This window comes from Streptomyces sp. NPDC102437, assembly GCF_044765565.1.
GTDB lineage: Bacteria > Actinomycetota > Actinomycetes > Streptomycetales > Streptomycetaceae > Streptomyces.
In genome coordinates this window covers 86,879-109,712 of sequence record NZ_JBIWKI010000024.1, presented here as the reverse complement: position 1 = coordinate 109,712, position 22,834 = coordinate 86,879, and the positions used below count along the sequence as shown (strand labels likewise).

Sequence of the window (22,834 nt, the reverse complement as noted above, 5' to 3'; positions counted from 1 at the left end):
ACGGTCGCGGCCTTACCGTCAGAGCCATGACAACACCCCCGGCCCCCTCCGCCGCCCCGCACCGCGATTGGCGGGCCACCGCCGCGGCCTGCACCACCGTGCTGCTCTGGGCCTCCGCCTTCGTCTCCATCCGCAGCGCCGGCGAGGCCTACTCGCCCGGTGCGCTGGCCCTCGGCCGGCTGCTGGCCGGCTCGCTGGCGCTCGGCGTGCTCCTGGTGGTGCGGCGCGAGGGGCTGCCTTCGCGGGCCGCCTGGCCGGGGATCATCTGGTCCGGGCTGCTCTGGTTCGGGCTGTACATGGTGGTGCTCAACTGGGGCGAGCAGCAGGTCGACGCGGGCACGGCCGCGATGGTGGTGAACATCGGCCCGCTGCTGATCGCACTGCTCGGTGCCCGGATGCTGGGCGAGGGGCTGCCCGGCAGGCTGCTGGCGGGCATGGCCGTGTCGTTCGCGGGCGCCGCGGTGGTGGGGCTCTCGATGTCGGGGGACGGCGGTGCGTCGGTGCTCGGCGTGGCACTGTGTCTGCTGGCCGCCGTGGCGTACGCGACCGGGGTGGTGCGCCAGAAGCCCGCGCTGCGGCACGGCTCCGCGCTGCAGATCACCGCCTTCGGCTGCCTGGTCGGCACCGTCGCCTGCCTGCCGTTCTCCGGTGCGCTGATCTCCGACGCCACCGACGCACCGCTGTCCGCCACCCTGAACATGGTCTATCTGGGTCTCTTCCCGACCGCGCTGGCCTTCACCACCTGGGCCTACGCGCTCGCCCGGACCACGGCGGGACGGATGGGCGCCACGACGTACGCGGTGCCGGCGCTGGTGGTGCTGATGTCGTGGCTGGTACTGGACGAGGTGCCCGCGCCGCTCACCGTCGGCGGCGGGCTGCTCTGCCTGGCCGGGGTGGCGGTCTCCCGTATGCGTCCGCAGACCGGCCTGACGCGAAAAGATCCCGCACCGCCGGTGGAGGGACGCCGACATGACGCGGAACACCGGGAAGCCGACCGGCGCTGAGCGGACGGAGTCAGCGGAACGCGAAGAAGCAGGGCGCGAAGAAGCGGCAGAGCGGGGACCGGGAAGCCATGCCGGCCGCACTCACCGAGGCGGCCCGGTACGGCGGCTCCGGGCTCGAAGGCTTCCGGGTGGCCGACAGCGGCGACGACGATCCGGTCCTGGTGACGCCCGAGGGCCGGGCCCGGGACGCCTGGCGGGAGAACTACTATCAGAAGACCACCAGGGCCCGGCCGCCCTTGCCCGCGATCATGTTGTCGAACGCCGCCGGGATGCCGTCGAGGGTGATGCGCTCGGTCACCAGGGCGCTCAGGTCGAGGCGGCCCTCCCGGACGTGGGCGGCGAGGACGGGAAGGTCCCGTGCGGGGTCGGAGTTGCCGTAGACGCAGCCGGAGAGGGTGCGGCCCCAGTGGAAGAGCTCCAGGGCGTTGAAGGTGACCTGCTGGTCCTTGCCGCCGATGCCGACGACCGTGGTCCGGCCGCCGCGCCGGGTCGACTCCCAGGCGGTACGGATGGTGGCGGCGCGGCCCACGCACTCGATGGCGGCGTCCACCCCCTGCTTGCCGGTGAGGGCCCGGATCTCACGCGCGGTGTTCTCCGAGGCCACCACGTAGTCGGTGGCGCCGGCCCGGCGGGCCAGCTCCTCCTTCCGCGGGGAGATGTCGACCGCGACGATGCGCGAGGCGCCGGCGATGCGGGCGGCCTGGAGCGCGGCCAGCCCCACACCCCCGGCGCCGAACACCGCGACCGTCTCGCCCTCGCGCAGCTTCGCCGAGTGGTGCACGGCGCCGTATCCGGTGAGGACCGCGCAGCCCAGCAGGGCCGCGTCGGTGAGCGGGATGCCGTCCGGCAGGGGCAGGACGCAGCCGGCGGGAACGACCGTCTCCTCGGCGAACGCGGCGACGTTGAGACCGGGGTGCAGTTCGCTGCCGTCGTCCGCTCGCCTGGCGTGCACGGCGCCCGCACCGTTCAGGGCGTTCGCGCAGAGCCAGACCTCGCCCAGCGCACAGGCGTGACAGCTTCCGCAGGAAGGTGCCCAGTTGAGGACGACGCCGTCGCCGGGTGCCACGTGGCCGACGCCTTCGCCGACCGCGACGACGGTGCCCGCGCCCTCGTGGCCGAGGACGGCGGGGACGGGCACCCGCATGGTGCCGTTGGACAGCGAGAGGTCGGAGTGGCAGACCCCGGCTGCGGCGAGGGCGACCCTCACCTGACCGGGGCCGGGCTCCGGGAGTTCGATGCCGGTGATCTCCAGGGGAGCTGAGACGGCGGGCAGTACGGCGGCGCGGACCACGGACAGGCTCCTTGACGGTGGACGACGGAGGAACGGGGCGGGGCGGGGCGACCGGATCGGTCAGAACTGGAGGGACTTGGTCTGGAGGTACTCAGTGAGCCCGTGGGAGCCGAGTTCGCGGCCGACGCCGGACTGCTTGTAGCCGCCGAACGGGGCGAGCGGGTTGAACCGGCCGCCGTTGATGTCCACCTGCCCGGTGTCCATCCGGCGGGCGAACGCCACCGCCTCGGCCTCGTCGCCCGCCCAGACCGCGCCCGCGAGGCCGTACACGGTGCCGTTGGCGATGCGCAGGGCGTCGTCCTCGTCCTCGTAGCGGATGAGCGAGACGACGGGGCCGAAGATCTCCTCCTGGGCGATGGTCATCTCCGGGGTGACGTCGGCGAACACGGTCGGGCTGACGAAGTAGCCCTGTTCGCGCGGGACTTCGGGCCCGCCCGCGACGAGGCGGGCACCCTCCGCCACCCCCTTCTCGATGTAGCCGCGCACCCGTGCGTGCTGCTTGGCGTTCACGAGGGGGCCGATGCGGTCGCCGTACTTGGCGGCGGCCTCCGCGGCGAGCGCGACCGCCTCGTCGTACTGGGAGGTGTGCACCAGCATCCGGGTCCAGGCACTGCATGTCTGGCCGGAGTTGCCCATGACGTTGGCGACGCCCACGGCGACGGCCCTGGCGAGGTCGGCGCTCGGCAGGATGACGTTGGCGGACTTGCCGCCGAGTTCGAGGGCGACGCGCTTGACGGCCGCGCCCGCCGTGGCGCCGATCTGCTTGCCGACGGCGGTGGAACCGGTGAAGGAGACCAGGTCGACGCCGTCGTGTTCGGCCAACGCCTGTCCGGCGACCGGGCCGAGGCCGGTGACCAGGTTGAACACTCCTGCGGGGACGCCCGCTTCATGAACCGCCTCGGCGAAGAGCTGGGCGGTCAGCGGGGTGTCCTCCGCGGGCTTGAGGACGACCGTGCAGCCCGCCGCGAGCGCGGGGGCGACCTTGGCGACGATCTGGTGCAGCGGGTAGTTCCACGGGGTGATCGCGCCGACGACACCGACCGGCTCGGCGTACACGGTGGAGTTGCCGACCTTCTCCTCGAAGGCGTACGAGGCGGCGAGCTCGGCGTACGAGCCGGCCACCAGGACCGGCACGCCCGCGTGCACCGCCTGCGAGAAGGGCAGCGGCGCGCCGAGCTCGGCGGTCACGGTCGCGGCGATCTCGTCCTTGCGGGCGACGAGCACGTCGCGCAGGGCGGCGATCCGCGCGGCCCGCTCGGCGGGCGCGGTGGCCGCCCAGGCGGGGAGCGCGGCACGGGCGGCCCGTACCGCGGCGTCGACGTCCTCGGCGGTGCCGGCCGGGACATGCGCGATGATCTGCTCGTCCGCCGGATTCACGACCGGGATCGTGTCCCGTCCCCCGGCGGGCCGCCAGGCCCCATCGATGTACATGCCGTCGTGGGCCTTCATCGCTGTTCCTCCCGGTCACCATTGCGGACGGGGTCGTCCGCAACCCAAACTAGCGCTGTTAGTTTTCAGGCGCCAGAGACGCCCGTCACGCCTGGGGCTGCCGGTCGAGTTCCCCGTGCTCAGCACCGGGGTTCTCGAACTGGGTGCGGTACAGCTCCTCGTACCGGCCGCCGGCCGCGAGGAGTTCGTCGTGCGTGCCCCGCTCCACGATCCGCCCGTTCTCCACGACCAGGATGAGGTCGGCCGCCCGTACGGTGGAGAGCCGGTGGGCGATCACGACGGCGGTGCGGCCGGCGAGCGCCTCGGTCAGTGCTTCCTGGACGGCCGCCTCGGAGGTGTTGTCGAGGTGGGCGGTGGCCTCGTCGAGGATGACGACGCGCTGGCGGGCCAGCAGCAGCCGGGCGATGGTGAGGCGCTGGCGTTCGCCGCCGGAGAGCCGGTAGCCGCGTTCGCCGACGACGGTGTCGAGCCCGTCGGGCAGCGAGGCGACGAGTCCGTCCAGGCGTGAGCGGCGCAGCGCGTCCCAGAGGTCCTCCTCGGTGGCTCCGGGGCGGGCGAGCAGCAGGTTGGCGCGGACCGACTCGTGGAAGAGGTGGCCGTCCTGGGTGACCATACCGAGGGTGTCGCGCAGGGTGTCGGAGGTCAGGTCGCGGACGTCGACGCCGCCGATGCGTACCGAACCCTCGTCGGTGTCGTACAGGCGGGGCAGCAGTTGGGCGATGGTCGACTTGCCGGCGCCGGAGGAGCCGACGAGTGCGACGGTCTGGCCGGGTTCGGCGCGGAAGGAGATGCCGCGCAGCACTTCGTCGCCGCCGCGGGTGTCGAGGCTCGCGACGTCCTCCAGCGAGGCGAGCGAGACCTTGTCGGCGGAGGGGTAGCCGAACCGCACCTGGTCGAACTCGACGGACACCGGGCCGTCAGGGACCGCGCGGGCGTCGGGCTTCTGCTCGATGAGCGGCTCGAGGTCGAGGACCTCGAAGACCCGCTCGAAGCTGACGAGCGCACTCATCACCTCGACGCGCGCCCCTGCGAGTGCGGTGAGCGGTGCGTACAGCCGGGTCAGCAGGAGGGCCAGGGCCACGACCGCGCCCGCGTCCAGCTGCCCGCGCAGCGCGTAGAACCCGCCGAGCCCGTAGACCAGGGCGAGGGCCAGCGCGGAGACGAGGGTGAGGGCGGTGATGAACGCGGACTGGGCCATGGCCGTGCGTACACCGATGTCACGCACCCGGCCCGCCCTGACAGCGAATTCGGCGGACTCGTCGGCGGGGCGGCCGAAGAGCTTGATCAGGGTGGCGCCGGGGGCGGAGAAGCGCTCGGTCATCCGGGTGCCCATCGCGGCGTTGTGGGCCGCGGCCTCCCGCTGGAGTCTCGCCATCCGGGAGCCCATCCGGCGCGCCGGCAGGACGAAGACCGGCAGCAGCACCAGTGCGAGCACGGTGATCTGCCAGGAGATGGAGAGCATCACGCCGAGCGTGAGCAGCAGGGTCACGACATTGCTGACGACACCGGACAGGGTGTTGCTGAAGGCCCGCTGGGCGCCGATGACGTCGTTGTTGAGGCGGCTGACGAGCGCGCCGGTGCGGGTCCGGGTGAAGAACGCGACCGGCATGCGCTGCACATGGTCGAAGACGGCGGTGCGCAGATCGAGGATCAGACCCTCACCGAGATTGGCCGAGAGCCAGCGGCTGACCAGGCCGAGCGCGGCCTCCGCCACGGCGATCACGGCGATGAGGAGGGACAGCCGGGTGACGGTGCCCGACTCCTTGCCGGTCACGATGGCGTTGACGACGCGGCCGGCGAGGACGGGGGTGGCGACCGCGAGCAGCGCCGTCGCCACGCTCAGGATCAGGAAGAGGGCGACCCGGCGCCGGTGCGGGCGGGCGAACGCGGCGATGCGCCGCAGGGTGTTCCGGTCGAAGGGGCGTCGGTCCGCTTGCGCGTTCATGACGTTGTGGAGCTGTGTCCACGCCGTGGTTTCCATGCTCATGGGAGGAACGTACGACCTCCAGTGGACTTGAGGTCAACGAATGGGTTCCCCCGCGGCGAGACGTCCGGGGCGGCGGGGGCAGGCGGGGGCCTGCCCGGCGTCGGGCGGAGGGCAGGCGGGGGGAGGTCAGGCGCGGTTCCGGTCGGTGGGGCGCCGCCGGGGCCGCGGTACCGGTACGGCCGGGGCGGCACCGGGCTCCCCGTCCCGCGCCGGGGCGGCACCGGCCTTCCGGGCCCGCCGCCCGCCTCGTACGCCCAGTCCCGCCGCCGCGACCAGGAGGGCGCCGAGCATGACGAACGGTGCCGCGGTGCCCGCCACCCCGGCGATCAGACCGGCGGACGCGGGGGCCGCGACCTGCCCCAGACGGTTTCCGGTCAGCCGGAGGGCGAGCGCGGTGGACCGGGCCTCCGGCGGGGCGGCCTGGACGACGGTGGTCATCGAGAGCGGCTGCCCGACTCCGAGGCAGAAGCCGAGCACGGCGAGCATCACGGCCAGCGCGGCCACGGGTACAGGCAGGGCAATGCCCGCACAGAGGACCCCGGCCAGCAGGCAGGTCGTGGTGAGCAGCGCCGTACGGCCCAGGACCCGGAGCATCGGGGTCATCACCAGGCGGCAGGCGATGGTGGCGGCGGCACGCAGGCTGAGCAGCAGACCGATGGTGGCGGGGGCGATGCCCCGGTGCTCGCCGACGACGGGCAGATACGCGGTGAGGATGTCGGTCGCGGAGAGCACGGCGAGGCTGATGAAGATCCCGGCCGGGACCCCGCGGGCCCGCAGGATGCGGCCGACGGGGACCTTCGCGGCCGGCTCCGCCCGGCGGGCCGCGGGCGCGGACCGGTGCTCGATGCGCCAGAGCGAGCCGAAGGAGACGGCGGCGACGGCCGCCGAGACGAGCAGGGCGAGCGCGCTGGTACGGGCCATGGCCCCGTCCCGTTCGGAGATCAGGTACCCGGCGGCGATCGGGCCGATGAGCTGGCCCAGGGAGGCGCCTATGGTGAAGTGCCCGAAGTTGCGGTCCTGTTCGGCCGGGGTGGACTGGCGGGCGACGATCGACTGGGCACCGATGACGAAGCAGAGATGGCCCAGGCCCATCACCCCGCTCCAGGCCGCCATCGCGGTCAGCGAGTCCGCCCGGCCGCTCAGGGCGCAGCCGCCCGCGATCAGAACGACGCCGAAGGGCAGCAGGGGCGCGCACCGTCCGTGGTCGGTGCGGCGCCCGAGCGGGACGGCGGCGAAGAGCGGGAGGAGCGCGTACACCCCGGTGATCACACCGATGGCGCGCTCTTCCCCAAGCTCTCAACTCCGTTCGAGCAGGGGAGACCCCATCCGCCGAGCGAAAGAGCCCGGTAGGAGACGGCGGGCCGCGCCATCGACACCGCCCCCTGCGCGAAGGCGAAGGCGATGACGAGGCGCAGCAGCCAGCTCCTGCCGGGGTCCTGGGTGGTGCGCACGGTCAGATGATGCCGAACAGGAGGCCGGCGCAGAGGATCACCAGCGAGGTGAGCGCCGCCCACTTGACGGTGAACCTGGTGTGGTCGCCGAACTCGACCTTCGCCATCCCGACGAGCACGTAGACGGCCGGGACGAGCGGGGACGACATGTGCAGGGGCTGACCGACCAGGGAGGCGCGGGCGATCTCCAGCGGGGAGACACCGTGGGCGGCACCCGCCTCGGCGAGCACCGGGACGACACCGAAGTAGAAGCCGTCGTTGGACATGAAGTACGTCAGCGGGATGCTGAGGATGCCGGTGACGATCGCCATGTGCGGGCCCATGCCGGCGGGGATCGCGCCGACGAGCCAGTCGGCCATGTGCTCGACCATGCCCGTGCCGGAGAGGACGCCGGTGAAGACGGCGGCCGCGAAGACCATGCCGGAGACGTTGAGGACGTTGTCGGCGTGGGCGGCGATCCGGGCCCGCTGGTCGGGCATGTGGGGGAAGTTGACCGTGAGGGCGAGGGCCGCGCCGAGCAGGAAGAGCACCGGGATCGGCATCAGTTCCATGATCATCGCGGTGAGCAGGGCGAGGGTGAGGCCCGCGTTGAACCAGTAGAGCTTCGGGCGCAGGGTGGCCCGGTCCGGGTCCAGCCCCTTGAAGTCCTCGTCCCCGTGGGTGTCGGTGTCGAGGTCCCCGTCCGCGTCCGGTCCCGCGTTCTGCGCCGCGTCGCCGCCCGTACCCGTGCCCGTTCCGGCTCCGCCGGAGTCCTTGCGGGGGCGGTCGTTGCCGCTGCCCGCCCCGACCAGCACGGTCTCCGGCTCCATGGCCGTCCCGGTGGCCAGCGCCTCGTCGAGGGTGAGCATGCCGAGCCGCTTGCGCTCGCGCCGGCCGAGCACGACGGCGAGCAGCAGGACGGCGGCCAGTCCGACGCCGAGCGCCGGGATCATCGGGACGAAGATGTCCCCCGCGTCGAGCTTGAGGGCGGTGGCGGCGCGGGCGGTGGGGCCGCCCCAGGGAAGGGTGTTCATCACGCCGTTCGCCGTGGCGGCGACACCGGTCATCACGACCAGGCTCATCTTGAGGCGCTTGTAGAGCGGATACATCGCCGAGACGGTGATCATGAAGGTGGTGGAGCCGTCACCGTCGAGGGAGACGATGGCGGCGAGCACCGCCGTACCCACGACGATCCGCATCGGGTCGGCCTTGCAGAAGCGCAGGATGCCCCGCACGATCGGGTCGAAGAGGCCGACGTCGATCATCACGCCGAAGTAGACGATGGCGAACATCAGCATCGCGGCGGTCGGGGCCAGATTGCCGACGCCTTCGATGACGTAGTCACCGAGCTTCGCGCCCTGCCCGACCGCGACGCAGAACAGCGCGGGGATCAGGACCAGCGCCGCGATCGGCGACATCTTCTTCAGCATGATCAGGACCAGGAAGGTCGCAATCATGGCGAAGCCGAGGATTGTCAGCATGTGGATACCTATCGCTCACCCTTGAACTCCCACCGGACTCGGCGGTGCGGATGACGTTAGGGCGCGACTCAAAGCGTTAACAAGATGTTGACATGCGAGCAATACGAGCAAAACCCCAGGTCAACGTGGGGGTCATGGTTTGGCGGGGGTCATCGTCACCGGAAACCCGTTGAGCACGGCGGTGCCGGAGAGCGGGTCGAGCCGGGTGCCGTCGAGCAGCTGATCGACATTGGCACCGGGGCGGACGGCGGCGACGGAGAGCGGGGTGCCGGGGCGGGCGGCGGCCCCGGGCTGATCGAGCAGGCGTTCCAGCCTCCCCGGGGCGGCGACATCGGTGGCGCGAGTACGTGGGCAGCACGGCGAGCATACCGACCGGTACGCATGGCGGGGAGGCCGCCGTCCCCGTCATTCCAGTACGCGCGCCAGGTAGGCCCGCAGCATGGTGCGGGTCTCGGCGACGATGGCCTGGTCGCCCGACGGATCGGCGCGGAAGGCGAGTTGGAGGAGTGCGTCGGCGGCCTCGACGCAGACCAGGACGGTGCGCGACAGGTCCTCGTCGGAGGTGGTGCCCAGGTACCCGGAGAGGAGTTCGCCGAGCCGGCCCGCGACCCGCTGGTTGGCGTCGTCGGCGGGGTCCTCCTCGGGGTCCGCCGCACCGAAGTCGACGAGGGCGAATCCGGCCACGGAGCGCTTCATCGCCAGGTATTCGTCCAGCACCGCATCGATGGCGCTGCGCCAGTCCGCGGCCGGGATGACGGCCAGGCGGGCGGTGACGCGTTCGGCGTAGCTGTCCAGATTGCGCCGGGCCAGCGCGTCGGTCAGCGCTCGCTTGTTGGAGAAGAACCGGTACACGGAGCCGATGGGAACCCCGGCACGGATGGCCACGGCTCTGGTGGACAACTGCTCGTAGCCGGTCTCGTCGAGGAGTTCGGCGCAGGCGTCGAGTATCCGGGCGAGGCGCTCGGCGCTGCGCTGCTGCACGGGGGCGCGGCGGAGGTTCGTGTTCGTATGGGGCACGGGCTCCATGATGCCGTGGGTCTCCTCTGCGGCGGTGGCCGCCTGTTGCCGGCGTGGTCCCACGCGATGAGCGACATTGGTTCTCACGCGACGAGCGGCGTGATCCTCGTGCGCCGGGCAGCGTGGTCCTCCCGCGCCGGGCAGCGTGGTCCTCACGCGATGAGCAGCGACAGCCCACCGATGGTATAGGTGATCATCAGGAGCAGCAGCGGGAGTTGTCCCGCGACGGCGCGCCCTGACGGGAAGAGGCGTACGGAACGGTCGTGGGCAGCGATGACTCCGAGTACGTGACCGAGGACGATCGCGGCGACCTGGAGCGTGGCGACGCCGCCGGGGCCCAGGGGCGGATCGGACGGGGACGGATTGTCAGCGCCGAATGCCACCATTACCGTGCATGGACCTTCGGTGACGAAGAGTGTGAAGTAGTGGGCGATCAGATAGCCGAGGGCGATCGGGACGAGCGAGTGGGCGAAGGCGGTGAGGGGGTGGCGCAGTTGACCGGAGATCAGCCGTACGGCACCGGCGCAGAGGGCATAGAGGGTGGCGACGAGGGCGACGGCGCCCAGGAGCCCCAGGGTGGCGGTGGTGGTGCGGCCCAGGGGTGAGGTCTGGACGGTGTTGATCCAGGACGGGGCGTCGGAGAAGCCGTCGTAGGCGGTGGAGCCGAGCATGACACAGACGGTGGCGACGAGCCCGGGGGTCTGCGGGGTGGCGTCGAGCCCGTTGAAGGGGGAGCGGAGCACGAGGCGGCGGTCGGCGGGGCGGCGGCCGAGCGGGGAGAGCCGGGCGAGCAGCCCCGAGTAGACCTCGAAGGCGTCCCCCCGGTCGAACCATCCGGCGCCGTGGCGGGCGGCGCCCACGAGGTGGACGGCGGCGTAGAGGGCGAGGAAGAGCAGGAGGGCGGTGGCCGACGCGGGATCGGGGGCGACGAGTTCGAGCCAGGTGAAGGCGAGGAGCCCGGCGGCGGCGGGCCACAGACCGAGCCGTACGGGAAGGGGGCGGCCCGCGACGGGGTCACGGCCCAGAGCACGGCAGACGAGGAGGTGGACGGTGCGCAGCGGGTTGACCGTCCGCCAGACGGGACCGAGGAGGAGCGAGGCCGGGACCAGCCCGACCCAGACGAGTACGTATACGGCGCCGGGGCCCGGGTTGCGGTCCGGGTCGTCCGGGCCGAGGAGGAGTTGGAGCGTGACGTACAGGGCGGCGGCGAGGCCGAGTGACCGCAGGGCGATACGGGTGGGGCGGGCGTCGGCGAGGCGCTGGACGGCGGACGGGAGCGGCCGGCCCGCCCGGTCGCCGCGGAACCGGGAGGCGGACCAGAGCAGGCCGAGCGCGAGGAAGGAGACGAAGAGCGCGGCGAAGGCACCCGCGAAGGCGTAGAAGGGGGACAGCGGAAGGTCGTGCTGGGCGCCGATGCCGTGGGCGAGGACGCTCACCGTACGACGAGTTGGGTCAGGAGCAGGTCTGACTCATGCGTCTCGACCTCGAAGAGCCCGCTGCGGTCGGCGGTGAAGGTCAGGGTGACGGTCCTGCCCGCGGGCAGGACCGCCTCCTTGTCGTAGCCGTGGACGTGGAGGTGGTCGGCGCGGTCGCTGCGCACCCGGAGTTCGACGGTCCGGCCCTTCTTGACCTCGGTCCGGCCGGGGGCGGGGCTGACCTTTCCGTCGGAGACGACGATCTCGACAAGTGTCGTGTCGGGCCGGGGTGTCGCGGAGCCGGCTCCTTCGGGGTCGGTGGCCGCTTTGGAGGGGGTGACCGGGGAGAGTGGGGTGGAGGCCTGGACGGGTGCGGAGTTCACGGCCCAGGCGGTGTGGTCGTCGGCGTAGAGCCGTGCGGTGAGTTCGGTGCCGCCCTTTCCTGCGCCGCGGACGAGGGAGGCGGGGAGGTGGAACCAGGAGCCGTACAGGCGGGCGAGGGGGTGGCCGTCGAGGAACAGCCTGGCGTGGCCGCGCCCGAGCAGTGCGGCGCCGCCCACGCTGTCCGGGGTGAACTTGAAGTTCCGTACGGAGAGGTGGACGTTCCACCCGTCCTCGGAGTCCGGCCGTACGGCGACCGCCACCGACGGGGCGCCCTCGGCGTCGACCTGGCGAAGCCGGCTGCCGGAGCCGTCGTCGGCGGCGAGCAGCTTGCCGACGCCGCCGCCGGCCTGCTCATGGCTGGTGCCGGGTTTGTGATGGGTGGTGGCCCGCCCGCCACAGGCGCTCACCCCGAGGACGAGTGCGCCCGCGGTGAGCAGGGTGACGGCGGCTGCGACCGGCCGGGCGGCCCGGCGCGGCCGAGCGGCCGGGGTCGGCTGGGTGGCAGGGGCCGACCGAGTGGCCCGAAGGGGCCTGGGGGATCGCTTCACGACGCGTCTCCTTCCGGGGCAGGCGCAGGAGCAGGGGCAGAGGCCTGCGCGGAACTCGGGGCCGCACCTTCGGCCGGCGCATCCGACGGACCCGGTGCATCCGACGCGTCCGTGGAGCTCGGGGCATCGGGCGCGTCCGGGGAGCCCGGGGCGTCAGGGGTGCCCTGTTCGCCGTGGCGGGCGGCGGCGACCACGGCCCACAGCACCCAGACCACGCCGAGCAGCCCACGGACCCAGGCCGGGCTGAGCGGAATCCACGGGATCATGAACACGGCCTTGTCCACGGCGTCCAGCAGAGTGAGCGCGCCCAGCACCACCGTGGTCCAGCCCAGCCAGGGCCGCTCCCTGCGGAGCACGAGACCGATCCCGGTCCACCACACCCCGGTCAGCAGCAGCGCCAGCGCGGGCACGTAGGAGGCGGACAGCCCCATCGTCGACCCGGCCACATCGAGCCCGAGGCCGATCGCACCGAGCCCCGTGACCACCGTGGCGAGCCGGCTGCCGCGCAGTCTGCGCCACCACAGCACCCCGCCGACCAGCGCGAGCACCACCGCGACGGTCAGCGCGATCTGCACCTCGATGCGCTCGATGCCCCGCGCCCCGTACCAGTCACAGCCGGCCGGCAGCCGCCGCGCCTGCACGTTGTAGTCGGCACAGACGAGCAGTTGGGCGAGCTTGACCGGTTCGCCGAAGAGCCGGTCGGCGTGTCCGGACACTGCGCCGCGTTCGGAGCCGCAGGCGGGCAGGGCGCGCGGGGAGGAGGGTCCGGCGTCCGACTGCCAGCAGTTGCCCTCGCCCTGGCCGTCCCACCACACATCGGTGCGGTTGTGCCGGGAGTTGCCCGCCTTGTCCACGCCGAGGTGGTTGCCCGCGTACCGGTTGTGGTGCGAGGTGTCGGCCTGCTTGGACAGCGCCTCCTCGCCCCGGATGTAGGCGGGGACGGCGGTCAGGACGAAGGCGGCGCGCTGCTGCCCGTAGATCCAGTTGTTCTCGTACCGGTTCCAGTTGCCGCCCGCGGTGATGATGCCGGAGCCCGGCGGCATGGAGATCTGCGGGCAGACGACGCCCTCCTCGTAGCCGCGGTCCACGGGCGGTTCGGCGCAGGTGCCGTCGGCGACGTAGCGGTAGTAGTCGGCGTTGTTGTCGTGGATCAGGTTGCGTTCGAAGCGGGCGTGGTTCTGCGGCAGTCCGGGGTGGCCGGGGAAGGCGCTGTCCATCGAGGCGCCGCCCATGTTGTGGTCGAACTCGTTGTCGTGGACGTAGACGGAGTCGCCCGCGGTGCCGGAGTAGCCGACCATGTTGTGGTGGCTGCGGCAGCCGGTGATCTCGATGGAGTAGCGCGGCACGTCGTAGCCGTAGCCGTCGTTGATGTTCGACGCGCTGCCCGGGTAGATGCCGGAGTCGCCGTTGCCGTACGACTCGCAGTTCTTGTACAGCCCGTGGTCGCTGGCGAAGGTCAGGAAGCCGTACTCGTCGTTCCATCGGGTGAGGACGGAGTCGATGACGAAGCCGTCCTGGGCCAGGACGTACAGAGAGTTGAAGGTGGTGCGCTGGGCGGTGAAGTTACGGAAGTAGATGCCGTCGGAGCCGTCCGCGCGGATCGCGTTGAGCTTCTGGTACTTGGCGTCGATGACCACGTCCGTGCGCTCGGCGCCGGTGCCCTCGATCTGGAGGCCCTTCTTGCCGAGGATGGCCACCAGGTTCTGGTTGTGCGGGCACCGCGCCTGCTGGGCGTACGACAGGATCTGGTAGCCGAGCTGGGACTTGCGCGCCTTCAGCCGGGCGCATTCCCCGGTCGGCTTGGGCAGCGAGGGCTCCTCCTCGTACAGGCCGGGCAGGACGGCGATGTTCATGCCGGGCCGGTCCACCGCGTCGACGGCCTGCTGCAGATGGCGGTAGCCGGACTTGCGGCACCGTTCGAAGAGCTTCAGGTTCCGCTCCCGCAGCGCGTCCGGGAAGCCGGACACCCGGCGCTCGAAGTCCGCCCGGTCGGTCTTGCAGACCAGCAGATCGGGCTCGCCGGTGCGGTACACGGGGACGCTTCCGGTGCCGTCGGGCAGGGTGACCGGACGTTCCTCGTGCGCCTGGGCGGCCGGGGCCGCGAGGAGGGCGGCGGCGAGCACCGCCAGGATCACCAGAAGTCTTCGTGTCCACGACATGTGCGCGAGAGTAGAGCATTGTTCAACTTTTGGAACCCCCCTGTGCATCACGCATTTGGACCCCCGGGAACCCGGGTGCCTCACGAATGCCGTTGACTCACCCCGCTTCGATTCCTACGGTTACCCATAGGATTTCTTCGGCACCGGGAGCGCACATGAGCGGCATCGAGCAGGCGAGGAAGACGGCGGAGGCGCTGGAGCATTCCGCCGGTTTCGGCAATCAGCACAGCTCGGAGGCGATGGCGGGGGCACTGCCCCACGGCCGCAACTCCCCCCAGCGGGCGCCGCTCGGGCTCTACGCGGAGCAGCTGAGCGGCTCGGCCTTCACCGAACCCCGCGCCCACAACCGGCGTTCCTGGCTCTACCGGATCCGCCCGTCGGCCGCGCATCCCCCGTTCGTCCGCATCGACAACGGGGCGATCCGGACCGCCCCGTTCACCGAATCCGTGCCCGACCCCAACCGGCTGCGCTGGGACCCGCTCCCCGAGCCCGCGGCCGGGACGGACTTCCTGACGGGCCTGTGGACCCTGGGCGGCAACGGCGACGCGGCCCAGCGCACCGGCATGGCCGTGCATCTCTACCACGCCGATTCGTCCATGACGGACCGGGTGTTCAGCGACTCGGACGGCGAGCTGCTGATCGTCCCCGAGCGCGGCGGCCTGCTGCTCCGTACCGAACTCGGCCTGCTGCGCGTCGAACCGGGGCACGTCGCACTGATCCCGCGCGGCGTCCGCTTCCGCGTGGAGCTGCTCGACGCCACCGCCCGCGGCTATGTCTGCGAGAACTACGGCCAGCCGTTCGCCCTCCCCGACCTCGGCCCGATCGGCGCCAACGGCCTGGCGAACGCCCGGGACTTCCTCGCCCCGGTCGCCTCGTTCGAGGACGACGACCGCCAGGTGGAGGTGATCAACAAGTTCTGCGGGAACCTCTGGTCGGCGACCTACGACCACTCGCCCCTCGATGTGGTCGCCTGGCACGGCAACCACACCCCGTACGTCTACGACCTGCGCCGGTTCAATGTGATCGGCTCGATCAGCTACGACCACCCCGATCCGTCGATCTTCACGGTGCTGACGTCACCGTCCGACACCCCCGGTCTGGCCGGGGTCGACTTCGTCGTCTTCGCTCCGCGCTGGCTGGTCGGCGAGGACACCTTCCGGCCGCCGTACTTCCACCGCAATGTGATGAGCGAGTACATGGGCCTGATCGAAGGCGCGTACGACGCGAAGACTGCGGGCAAGGGAGGCTTCGTCCCGGGCGGCGGCTCGCTCCACAACATGATGTCGGCGCACGGCCCGGACCGGGAGACCTTCGACCGGGCCAGCGAGGCGGAGCTGAAGCCGCAGAAGATCGACGACGGCCTCGCATTCATGTTCGAGACCCGCTGGCCGGTGACTGCGACCGAGCAGGCGGCGACCGCCGGACACCTTCAGCACGGCTACGACGACGTGTGGCAGGGTCTGAGCCGCAACTTCAGGCCGTAGACGACGCCACCGCTCCCCGACCGGCCCGGTCCGAACGAAAGGCCCCAGGTGCCTCAGACGCCCAAGATCCCCCCGGGGCCGGCCTTCGCCCCCGACTCGCTGGTGCTCAACCGCAAGCTGCCGCTGTGGTACCAGGTCTCGCAGTCCCTGCGCGCCTCGATACTGGGCCGCGCCAAGGACGCCTCGGCGCGGCTGCCGACCGAGGAACAGCTCGCCGCGCACTACGGCGTCAGCGTCCTGACGATGCGCCAGGCGCTCAAGGAGCTGGAGACGGAAGGGCTGATCAGCAGGCACCGGCGGCGCGGCACCTTCATCGAGCCGCGTGCCCGCCGGGTGTCGCCGGTCCGGCTGCTGGGCTCGATCGACGCGATCGTGGCCCAGCAGTCGGGCGAGCGGACCTCGGTGCTCGGCCACGGCCCGGTCCCCGTGCCGGGAGAGCTCGCCGAGTACTTCCCCGACTGCGCCGAGCTGGTCAGCTACCGCCGGCTGCGCCGAGACGGGGACAGCGACGAACCCACCAACTGGGCGGAGAACGTGGTGCGTCCGGAGGTCGCGGCCCGTCTGGACGTCGCCGATCTCGAACGATGGCCGATGACCAAGGTGCTGCGCGACCGGATCGGCGTCCGCATCGCGCGCATCACCGACACAGTCGAGGCACGCCTGGCCGACCCGGCCACCGCCGAACTCCTCCAGGTCCCGCTGCTGAGCCCGATCCTGTTCTACACGGGCGTGACGTACGACGAGAGCGGCCAGGTGGTCGACGTGGCGCAGATCCGCTACCGGGGCGACCGGTTCTCCTTCTCGGTCACTGTGGAGGCGCACTGAACCGGCCGAGCGGTCCCTGAGACCTGCCGCACAGGCGCGGTTACGATGCCCGGGAAGGCGGGCGGACGTGGCGACGGGGAGGACGACACGGTGGCGGCACGGGCGGCGGGCGGCTCCGGTGATGCCCGGGAAACGGAGGCCCCGCTCCTCGACGACCTGATGCCCTGGTCCGTGCGGCCGCTGCGCACCGGCCGCCCCTGGGTGATCGCCCCCGACGCCGCCTCGCTCAGGGCGCGCTGGGAACGGCTGGTGCGGGCCCCGGCCGGCGAACGCGAGCGGCTGTTCCGGGCGACCCGCTCCCGTACCCCGCGTACCCCGGTGGCGGCGCTGCCCGGACAGGCCACCGGAACCGGCCGGTTCGCCCGCGAGGAAGGGCCGTGCCCGGAGCCGGTACGGATCGCGCACGGCCCGTTCGACGAGCAGTGGCTGCTCCCCGACCACCGGCTGATCGACGCCGCCCGCCCCGAGTTGTGGCGGGTCGCCGACGGGCACCAGCTCTTCGCCGTGGAGCACGGGTACGTGCCCCAGGACACCGGCCCCGCCCTGTCGGTGACGGCGCTGCTGCCGGACGGCCACTCCGCCGCGGGCCGGCCCGGCCGGATCCGGCCGCTGTTCCGGCGTCCCGAGGGCCACGAGCCCAATCTGGCCCCCGGGCTCCTGAACCTGCTGCGCGCCCGCCACGGGGACTCGGTGACCGCCCGTTCGGTGCTGGCCTGGGTGCTCGCGGCGGCCCGCCGCTCCCCCGCCGGATGCGTGGTGCCGCTGCCCGCCGACACCACGCGCTGGTCCGCCGGGGTGGAGCTGGGCCAGGAACTGCTGCGGCTGCACCTGCGAGGGGCCCGCGGCGCGGAGCGGCCACGACTGCCGGGCGGGCGACGGCCCTATGTGCGGGCCGCCGTTCCGCCCGTACCGGACGGGCTGGCGTACGAGGCGGACAGCGAGACGCTCACGGTGGGGGCGGGCCGCATCTCGCCCGTGCCGCCGCCCGGGGCCTGGGAGTTCCGGGTGGGCGGGGTCCGGATGCTGGAGCTCTGGTTCGAGCGGCGGTCGGCGGCCGGTGCGCAGGGCCTGGACGGCCTGGAGGCGGTCCGGCCGCACGCCTGGCCCCAGGAGTGGACCTCCCAGCTGCTGGAGCTGATCACCCTGCTCGCCCTGCTCGACGGACTCCGCCCACGGCAGGAGGGCCTCGCCGACGGCCCGTCGATCACGGCCGCCGAGCTCCGGGCGGCGGGCGTCCTGCCCGTTGCGGCCACGGCCCGGCGGCCCGCCTCGGTGCTCGGTCATCAGGAGGAGGGCCGGACGGGCAGTTCGCACTGCTGTGACGGGATGCCCCGGACCCGGCCGCTACCGGTCGAAGGAGTCCAGCACCCGGTGAAGCGCCCGGTCGAAGACCCCCTCCAGGTCGATCGGCCCGGGGTCCTCGGCGAACCCGGCCGCCATCCGGGGATACTTCCCGGTCGCGATCTGGCTGATCAGATAGCCGGTGCGTACGGCGTGCTCCTGCTCCTCGGACCAGGGCAGCGACCGGCTGCGTTCCGCCGTGGCGATCTCGTTGGCCACATAGGTGGTGACCACGCCGTTGACCATGGCGACGAGTTCCATCTTCTCGCCGAACCGCGCGTCGACCCCGTCCAGACAGCTGAGCGAGTACTCCAGGTACCGCAGGGTGTTCGGGCTGAAGCCGTACACGGGTGACATCAGCCGGGGCACCCAGGTGTGGCGGTGCATCATCGCGCGGGCCTGGTGGGCGAGCGCAACGAGGTCGGCGCGCCAGTCGCCGGACGGCTCGGGGAACTCGTACCCCCCGCTGACCGCGTCGAGCATCAGCTCGTACAGGTCCTCCTTGCGCGGCACGTAGTTGTAGAGCGACATCGTGCCGCAGCCGAGCTCCGCCGCGACCTTGCGCATCGACACCGCGTCGAGGCCCTCCGCATCGGCGATACGGACGGCGGCCGCCGCGATGTCCGCACGGCTGAACGCGGGCTTGGGGCCCCGGCCCGCACGCTCGGGGCGCGCCCAGATCACTTCGGGTACAGCGGGTCGCCCCACCATCGGTCATCACCTCGCCCACCATCGTAGTTACGTACACCGTACGTAGTGCGGTACGGTGGGCCGCATGACAACTACGTACGCTGTACTTAGTGAAGGTCTGGAAAAGCGCTACGGCGATGTCCACGCGCTGCGCGGGCTCGATCTCGCTGTCGCCGAGGGCACCGTCTGCGGGGTGCTGGGGCCGAACGGGGCGGGCAAGACCACCGCCGTCCGGGTGCTCACCACGCTGACGGCGCCGGACGGCGGCAGCGCCCTGGTCGCGGGCCACGACGTGGTGCGCGAGGCGGGCGCGGTGCGCGCGGCGATCGGGGTCACCGGGCAGGCCGCCTCGGTCGACGGCGAGCTGTCCGGCCGGCAGAACCTGCGGCTCTTCGCGAAGCTGCAACGGTTCCGCGGCGAGGCGGCACGCACCCGCGCCGACGAGCTCCTGGAGCGCTTCGAGCTGACCGAGGCGGCCGACCGCCCGGCCCGCACCTACTCGGGCGGCATGCGCCGCCGCCTCGACCTCGCCGCCAGCCTGCTGACCCGCCCGCGGGTGCTCTTCCTGGACGAGCCGACCACCGGCCTCGACCCGCACAGCCGCAACCAGATCTGGGCGGCGGTGCGGGAGCTGGCCGGCCGGGGCACCACCGTCCTGCTCACCACGCAGTATCTGGAGGAGGCCGATCAGCTGGCCGACGACATCGTGCTGATCGACCGGGGCCGGGCCGCCCACCGCGGCACCCCCGCCGAGCTGAAGTCCCGGATCGGCAGTTACGCCGAAGTGGTCGTCGCCCATGAGTCGGCACTGGTCCCGGCGGCCGGTGTGCTCGACCAGCTCACCGGCGCCGAACCCGTGCTCGACCACGAGCACCGCACCGTGGGCGCCGTCGCGACCGACGCCACGCTCACCCTCCCCCGTATCGTCCGCGAACTCGACGCCGCGGGCGTACCGCTGGTCGACGCGAGCCTGCGCCCGCCGACGCTCGACGAGGTCTTCCTCCGCCTGACCGACCGCGGCGACGGCCGCACCTCCCCACCCCTGAAGGAGACGGCAGCATGAGCAGCACGACACTGGTCCACGAGCGGCCCGCCGCGCCCACCACCAGCAGCCCAGTGGCCGACGGCCTGGCCATGCTGGGCCGCCATCTGCAGCGGATCAAGGCGGCGCCGGGCGTGGTGATCCTGACCCAGGCCATGCCGATCACCATGCTGCTGTTCTTCGGGTACGTGTTCGGCAGCGCGCTGGCCATGCCCGGCCAGGAGTACCGCGCGTTCCTGGTGCCGGGCCTGATGGCGGCGACGGCGGCCAACGGCATCATGGTCGGGATGTTCCAGTCCTCGCAGGACTGTCACCGCGGAGTGATGGACCGGTTCCGTACGCTGCCGATGAGCCGGCCCGCCGTTCCGTTCGGCCAGACCGCCGCCGACCTGCTGACCACGGCCGTCGGCATGGTCCCGCTGATCCTGGTCGGGCTCGCGGTCGGCTGGCGGATCGAGGGCGGGCCGCTCGCCGCCCTGGGCGCCTTCGGGCTGCTGCTGCTCCTGCGGTTCGCCACGTCGTGGCTGGGCTGCTGGCTGGGCCTGCTGATCCGCAACGAGGAGATCGCCGGTCAGCTGGGCAGTGCCACGTTCATCCTGCCGCTGCTGTCGAGCGCGTACATCCCGACCGACAATCTGCCGGGCTGGCTGCGGACGGTCGCGGAGTGGAACCCGATCAGCGCCATGGCCTCGGCCGTCCGCGACCTGTTCGGCAACGCGTCCCCGGCCGCCGACGCGGCCTGGCCGGTCGCCCACCCGGTGGCCGGAACGCTCGCCTGGTCGGTGGTGCTCCTCGTGGTGTTCGTCCCGCTGTCCGTACGGCTTTACGCGCGCGGCGGCGAGTGACCCTCGCCCGCCCCGTTCACCGGGGCAGCGCACAGGGCCGGTCCAGGGCGCCGAGCAGACTGATGAAGCTCGACTCCAGGAAGGCCCCGAGCTCCGCCGGCGCATCGGGACCACCGCGCGGCCAGCTGGTCACGGCCTCCTCCGCGAACGCCGTCCAGGCGCGGGCGGCGACGGCCAGCCTCGGCGAGTCCGGCATCCCGAGCCGCCGCTGCCCCTCCGCCACCCGCCGGGCGAGGGTGCCCCTGGTGGAGTCGACGATGTCCTCCACCGCGGGGTGACTGCCTGCGGCACCGCGGACCAGGGCGAGATATACCCTGCGGTGCTCCAGTACGTACCGCACGAAACCGGCGATGAACGATCGCAGCCAGGGAACGGGCCCCAGCGAGGGGTCCGGTTCCGTGGCTGCGACGAAGTCGTCGCACTCCTGCTGCACCACGGCGCGGTAGAAGTCGCGCTTGGAGTCGAAATAGTGGAAGAGCAGCCCCCGCGAGATGCCGGCCCGTCGCGCCACGTCGTCCGTGGAGAGTTCGTCCAGTGACCGGTCGGTGAGCATGGCCAGGCCGATGGCGACCAGCTGGGCCCGTCGTTCGTCGGGGCTCAGGCGCGCAGCTCGCTTTCCGGACATATATACAGTCTAGAAGTGCTTCGCCGCCGAAGTATTTTTCGGAACTCCGGCCGTCACCCTCCGATGCCCCGCGAACACACCGAAGCGCTGCCGTGGGCCCTGGGGATGACAGGAGGGCGGACAGCAGCGCAGCGCCGGGACGGTGTGGCCACCGCGGCCCCGAGCGGGGGGCCGGGCGACGGACCCTGGCCGGGGAGCCCGGGCGGTGGACCGGTCGAGCGGTCGTGACGGGCCGTCGGGTCAGCGGCGGCTGCCGAAGAGCGAACGCCTCAGCCTTCGCAGCGGCGCGAAGAGGGAGACCCGCGCACTCTTGCTCCGACGGTGATGGGCGGCATCGCGCGAGGTGAGCTCGCGCATCAGCATGGTCGCCTCCGCAGCCTCGCGCTGTGACACGGCAGGGCCGCCGAGCACCGCGAGATGGCGATCGAGGCGCGAACTCGTCGCACCGCTCCCGCATGTGATGGCAGGCACACGCGGCCTGCTCCGCATCGCTATCTGTTCCATGTCACTCCCCACCCGTACGAGGGCACCCGGCCCGGGCAGGTTAACCCTATCGCCCCGCGGTGACACTCGTGTATCCCGGTCGCAGGATTGCGCACACACATACGGAGGTGGACACCCTGCTCATGAATCCGCCTGATTTCAGGGCGAGTTGGACAGAACGGAAACGGACGAAGACGCTCCGGCCACGGCCCCGCCCATGGACTGCGGACCGCCCCGCGCCAAGCCGGACGGAGGCCCCTGCGAACAGAGGCCTCCTGCCCGTCGGACGACCGAACGGGCCCGGCACACGCACTGGTGGTATCAGGCCCCCGAGTTGAAGGCGGGCAGGTAGCCGCCCGACTGTCCGGCGGCGGTGGGGTGGTAGGACTCAACGATGTTGAGCCAGTTGACACTGTGCAGCCAGGCACTGCCGGAGCAGATCTCGTGACCGGTGAAGTTCCCCGCGACATCGGCGAAGGCGAATCCGTGGTCGGCCGCGCGCTTGGCGGTCGTCGAGTTGAGGAGGTCGGCCGCGCTGTTGATCGCGGTGCGCACCTTGTCGCTCAGGCCGACGGCGCAGCTGCCGCCGATCTTGTAGAAGCGCGGGTAGCCGAGGACGACGACACGGGCGGACGGCGCCTTGGTGTGGATCGCCGTGTACACCGAGTCGAGGTTGCCGGGCAGGGTGGTCTCGACATAGCTGCGGGCCGTGGCTATCCGGTTGAGGCAGGTGGCCTCCGAATTGAGCACACAGGTCGTCATGACATCGGCGAAGCCCGCGTCGTTGCCGCCTATGGAGATCGAGACCAGGTCGGTCGAGGAGTTCAGCGGGCCGAGCTGATTGGCCTTCACATCACCCGTACGAGCACCCGAGCAGGCGGCGAAGGAGAAAGAGGCGGGCGAGTTGGCGGCTGCCCAGAGTGCGGGGTACGCCTTGGCGCTGCGCTTGCAGTCGCCACTGGCGCTGTCGTAACTGCCGGATCCGACACCCGAGGAGTACGAGTCGCCGAGGGCGACGTAGTCGACGGCCGTGGCGGCGTTGGCGGTGGCCGCCCCGGTAAGGGCGAGTACGGCACCGAGCAGGAGCGAGGACGAGAGTGCCGCGAGTCTGGACAGTTTCATGGAACCTCCCTAGGACCGACCGGTGGGATCTCCGCGCGGTCTGCCGAGACCGTGGTAGCAGTACCGGCACCCCCACCGGAAGTGTGCATGCCAACTTTCCCCACATGCCTTGAGCTTCTCTATGCGCGCCCTTGACCGCCCGTCATGCCCGGTGCTCTGCCGGAAAAAGGGAGGAAGACAGTGAAACCCGGGTGCGCCGGGTACCCCCGTGC

General features: G+C 71.9%; 17 protein-coding genes and 2 pseudogenes. 6 read left to right on the top strand and 13 right to left on the bottom strand.

Features of this window, described 5'->3' with window-relative positions; genetic code table 11:
• Positions 1–26: 26 nt before the first annotated feature.
• A complete protein-coding gene (locus tag ACIRJP_RS27685) occupies positions 27–1,004 on the top strand; it encodes a DMT family transporter (protein ID WP_404179515.1) in 978 nt (325 codons plus the stop codon).
• Positions 1,005–1,212: 208 nt separating this feature from the next.
• Here the strand turns inward: ACIRJP_RS27685 and ACIRJP_RS27680 are convergent, their stop codons facing one another.
• The 9 genes and pseudogenes from ACIRJP_RS27680 to ACIRJP_RS27640 all read right to left on the bottom strand — a co-directional run bounded on the left by ACIRJP_RS27680 (position 1,213) and on the right by ACIRJP_RS27640 (position 14,165).
• The gene (locus ACIRJP_RS27680; protein WP_404179512.1) at positions 1,213–2,295 is read right to left on the bottom strand and encodes a Zn-dependent alcohol dehydrogenase; all 1,083 of its coding nucleotides are present in this window, start codon (positions 2,293–2,295) and stop codon (positions 1,213–1,215) included.
• Between the two features lie 60 nt (positions 2,296–2,355).
• Positions 2,356–3,744, bottom strand: coding sequence for an aldehyde dehydrogenase family protein (locus ACIRJP_RS27675; RefSeq protein WP_404179509.1), 1,389 nt, complete (start codon positions 3,742–3,744; stop codon positions 2,356–2,358).
• Between the two features lie 85 nt (positions 3,745–3,829).
• Positions 3,830–5,731, bottom strand: coding sequence for an ABC transporter ATP-binding protein (locus ACIRJP_RS27670; RefSeq protein ID WP_404179506.1), 1,902 nt, complete (start codon positions 5,729–5,731; stop codon positions 3,830–3,832).
• Positions 5,732–5,857: 126 nt separating this feature from the next.
• A pseudogene (locus tag ACIRJP_RS27665) lies at positions 5,858–7,188 on the bottom strand (MFS transporter).
• On the bottom strand, positions 7,185–8,642 hold the full coding sequence (locus ACIRJP_RS27660; RefSeq protein ID WP_404179503.1) for a CitMHS family transporter: 1,458 nt from the start codon (positions 8,640–8,642) through the stop codon (positions 7,185–7,187). Before ACIRJP_RS27660 ends, ACIRJP_RS27665 begins: the two are co-directional and overlap by 4 nt.
• A gap of 405 nt (positions 8,643–9,047) precedes the next feature.
• A complete protein-coding gene (locus ACIRJP_RS27655; RefSeq protein ID WP_404179500.1) occupies positions 9,048–9,668 on the bottom strand; it encodes a TetR family transcriptional regulator in 621 nt (206 codons plus the stop codon).
• A gap of 143 nt (positions 9,669–9,811) precedes the next feature.
• On the bottom strand, positions 9,812–11,095 hold the full coding sequence (locus tag ACIRJP_RS27650) for a hypothetical protein (protein WP_404179497.1): 1,284 nt from the start codon (positions 11,093–11,095) through the stop codon (positions 9,812–9,814).
• Positions 11,092–11,895: a cupredoxin domain-containing protein gene (locus ACIRJP_RS27645; protein WP_404179560.1), complete on the bottom strand. Its 804-nt coding sequence runs from the start codon at positions 11,893–11,895 to the stop codon at positions 11,092–11,094. Before ACIRJP_RS27645 ends, ACIRJP_RS27650 begins: the two co-directional genes overlap by 4 nt.
• Before the next feature lie 107 nt (positions 11,896–12,002).
• Positions 12,003–14,165, bottom strand: a complete 2,163-nt coding sequence (locus ACIRJP_RS27640; RefSeq protein WP_404179494.1) for a right-handed parallel beta-helix repeat-containing protein — start codon at positions 14,163–14,165, stop codon at positions 12,003–12,005.
• Positions 14,166–14,320: 155 nt separating this feature from the next.
• Between ACIRJP_RS27640 and hmgA the strand changes: the two genes are divergently transcribed.
• From hmgA to ACIRJP_RS27625, 3 genes and pseudogenes are all read left to right on the top strand, one after another.
• Complete coding sequence (gene hmgA / locus ACIRJP_RS27635) at positions 14,321–15,649, top strand: homogentisate 1,2-dioxygenase (RefSeq protein ID WP_404179491.1); 1,329 nt, start codon at positions 14,321–14,323, stop codon at positions 15,647–15,649.
• A 48-nt stretch (positions 15,650–15,697) separates the two neighbouring features.
• Positions 15,698–16,474: a GntR family transcriptional regulator gene (locus ACIRJP_RS27630; RefSeq protein ID WP_404179488.1), complete on the top strand. Its 777-nt coding sequence runs from the start codon at positions 15,698–15,700 to the stop codon at positions 16,472–16,474.
• Positions 16,475–16,564: 90 nt separating this feature from the next.
• Positions 16,565–17,796: pseudogene (locus tag ACIRJP_RS27625) on the top strand (type ISP restriction/modification enzyme).
• Between the two features lie 22 nt (positions 17,797–17,818).
• Here the strand turns inward: ACIRJP_RS27625 and ACIRJP_RS27620 are convergent.
• Positions 17,819–18,526, bottom strand: coding sequence for a TetR/AcrR family transcriptional regulator (locus ACIRJP_RS27620; protein WP_404179485.1), 708 nt, complete (start codon positions 18,524–18,526; stop codon positions 17,819–17,821).
• A gap of 64 nt (positions 18,527–18,590) precedes the next feature.
• Between ACIRJP_RS27620 and ACIRJP_RS27615 the strand changes: the two genes are divergently transcribed.
• Both ACIRJP_RS27615 and ACIRJP_RS27610 read left to right on the top strand, forming a co-directional pair.
• Entirely contained in the window at positions 18,591–19,568 is a 978-nt protein-coding gene (locus ACIRJP_RS27615) for an ATP-binding cassette domain-containing protein (protein ID WP_404179482.1), read from the top strand.
• A 71-nt stretch (positions 19,569–19,639) separates the two neighbouring features.
• On the top strand, positions 19,640–20,392 hold the full coding sequence (locus ACIRJP_RS27610) for an ABC transporter permease (RefSeq protein WP_404179557.1): 753 nt from the start codon (positions 19,640–19,642) through the stop codon (positions 20,390–20,392).
• A gap of 16 nt (positions 20,393–20,408) precedes the next feature.
• Here ACIRJP_RS27610 and ACIRJP_RS27605 read toward each other — a convergent pair whose 3' ends face one another.
• The 3 genes from ACIRJP_RS27605 to ACIRJP_RS27595 all read right to left on the bottom strand — a co-directional run bounded on the left by ACIRJP_RS27605 (position 20,409) and on the right by ACIRJP_RS27595 (position 22,622).
• Entirely contained in the window at positions 20,409–21,017 is a 609-nt protein-coding gene (locus ACIRJP_RS27605) for a TetR/AcrR family transcriptional regulator (protein WP_404179479.1), read from the bottom strand.
• 240 nt (positions 21,018–21,257) lie between these two features.
• Complete coding sequence (locus ACIRJP_RS27600) at positions 21,258–21,521, bottom strand: hypothetical protein (protein ID WP_404179476.1); 264 nt, start codon at positions 21,519–21,521, stop codon at positions 21,258–21,260.
• Positions 21,522–21,821: 300 nt separating this feature from the next.
• Entirely contained in the window at positions 21,822–22,622 is an 801-nt protein-coding gene (locus tag ACIRJP_RS27595) for an SGNH/GDSL hydrolase family protein (RefSeq protein ID WP_404179473.1), read from the bottom strand.
• Positions 22,623–22,834 lie beyond the last annotated feature (212 nt).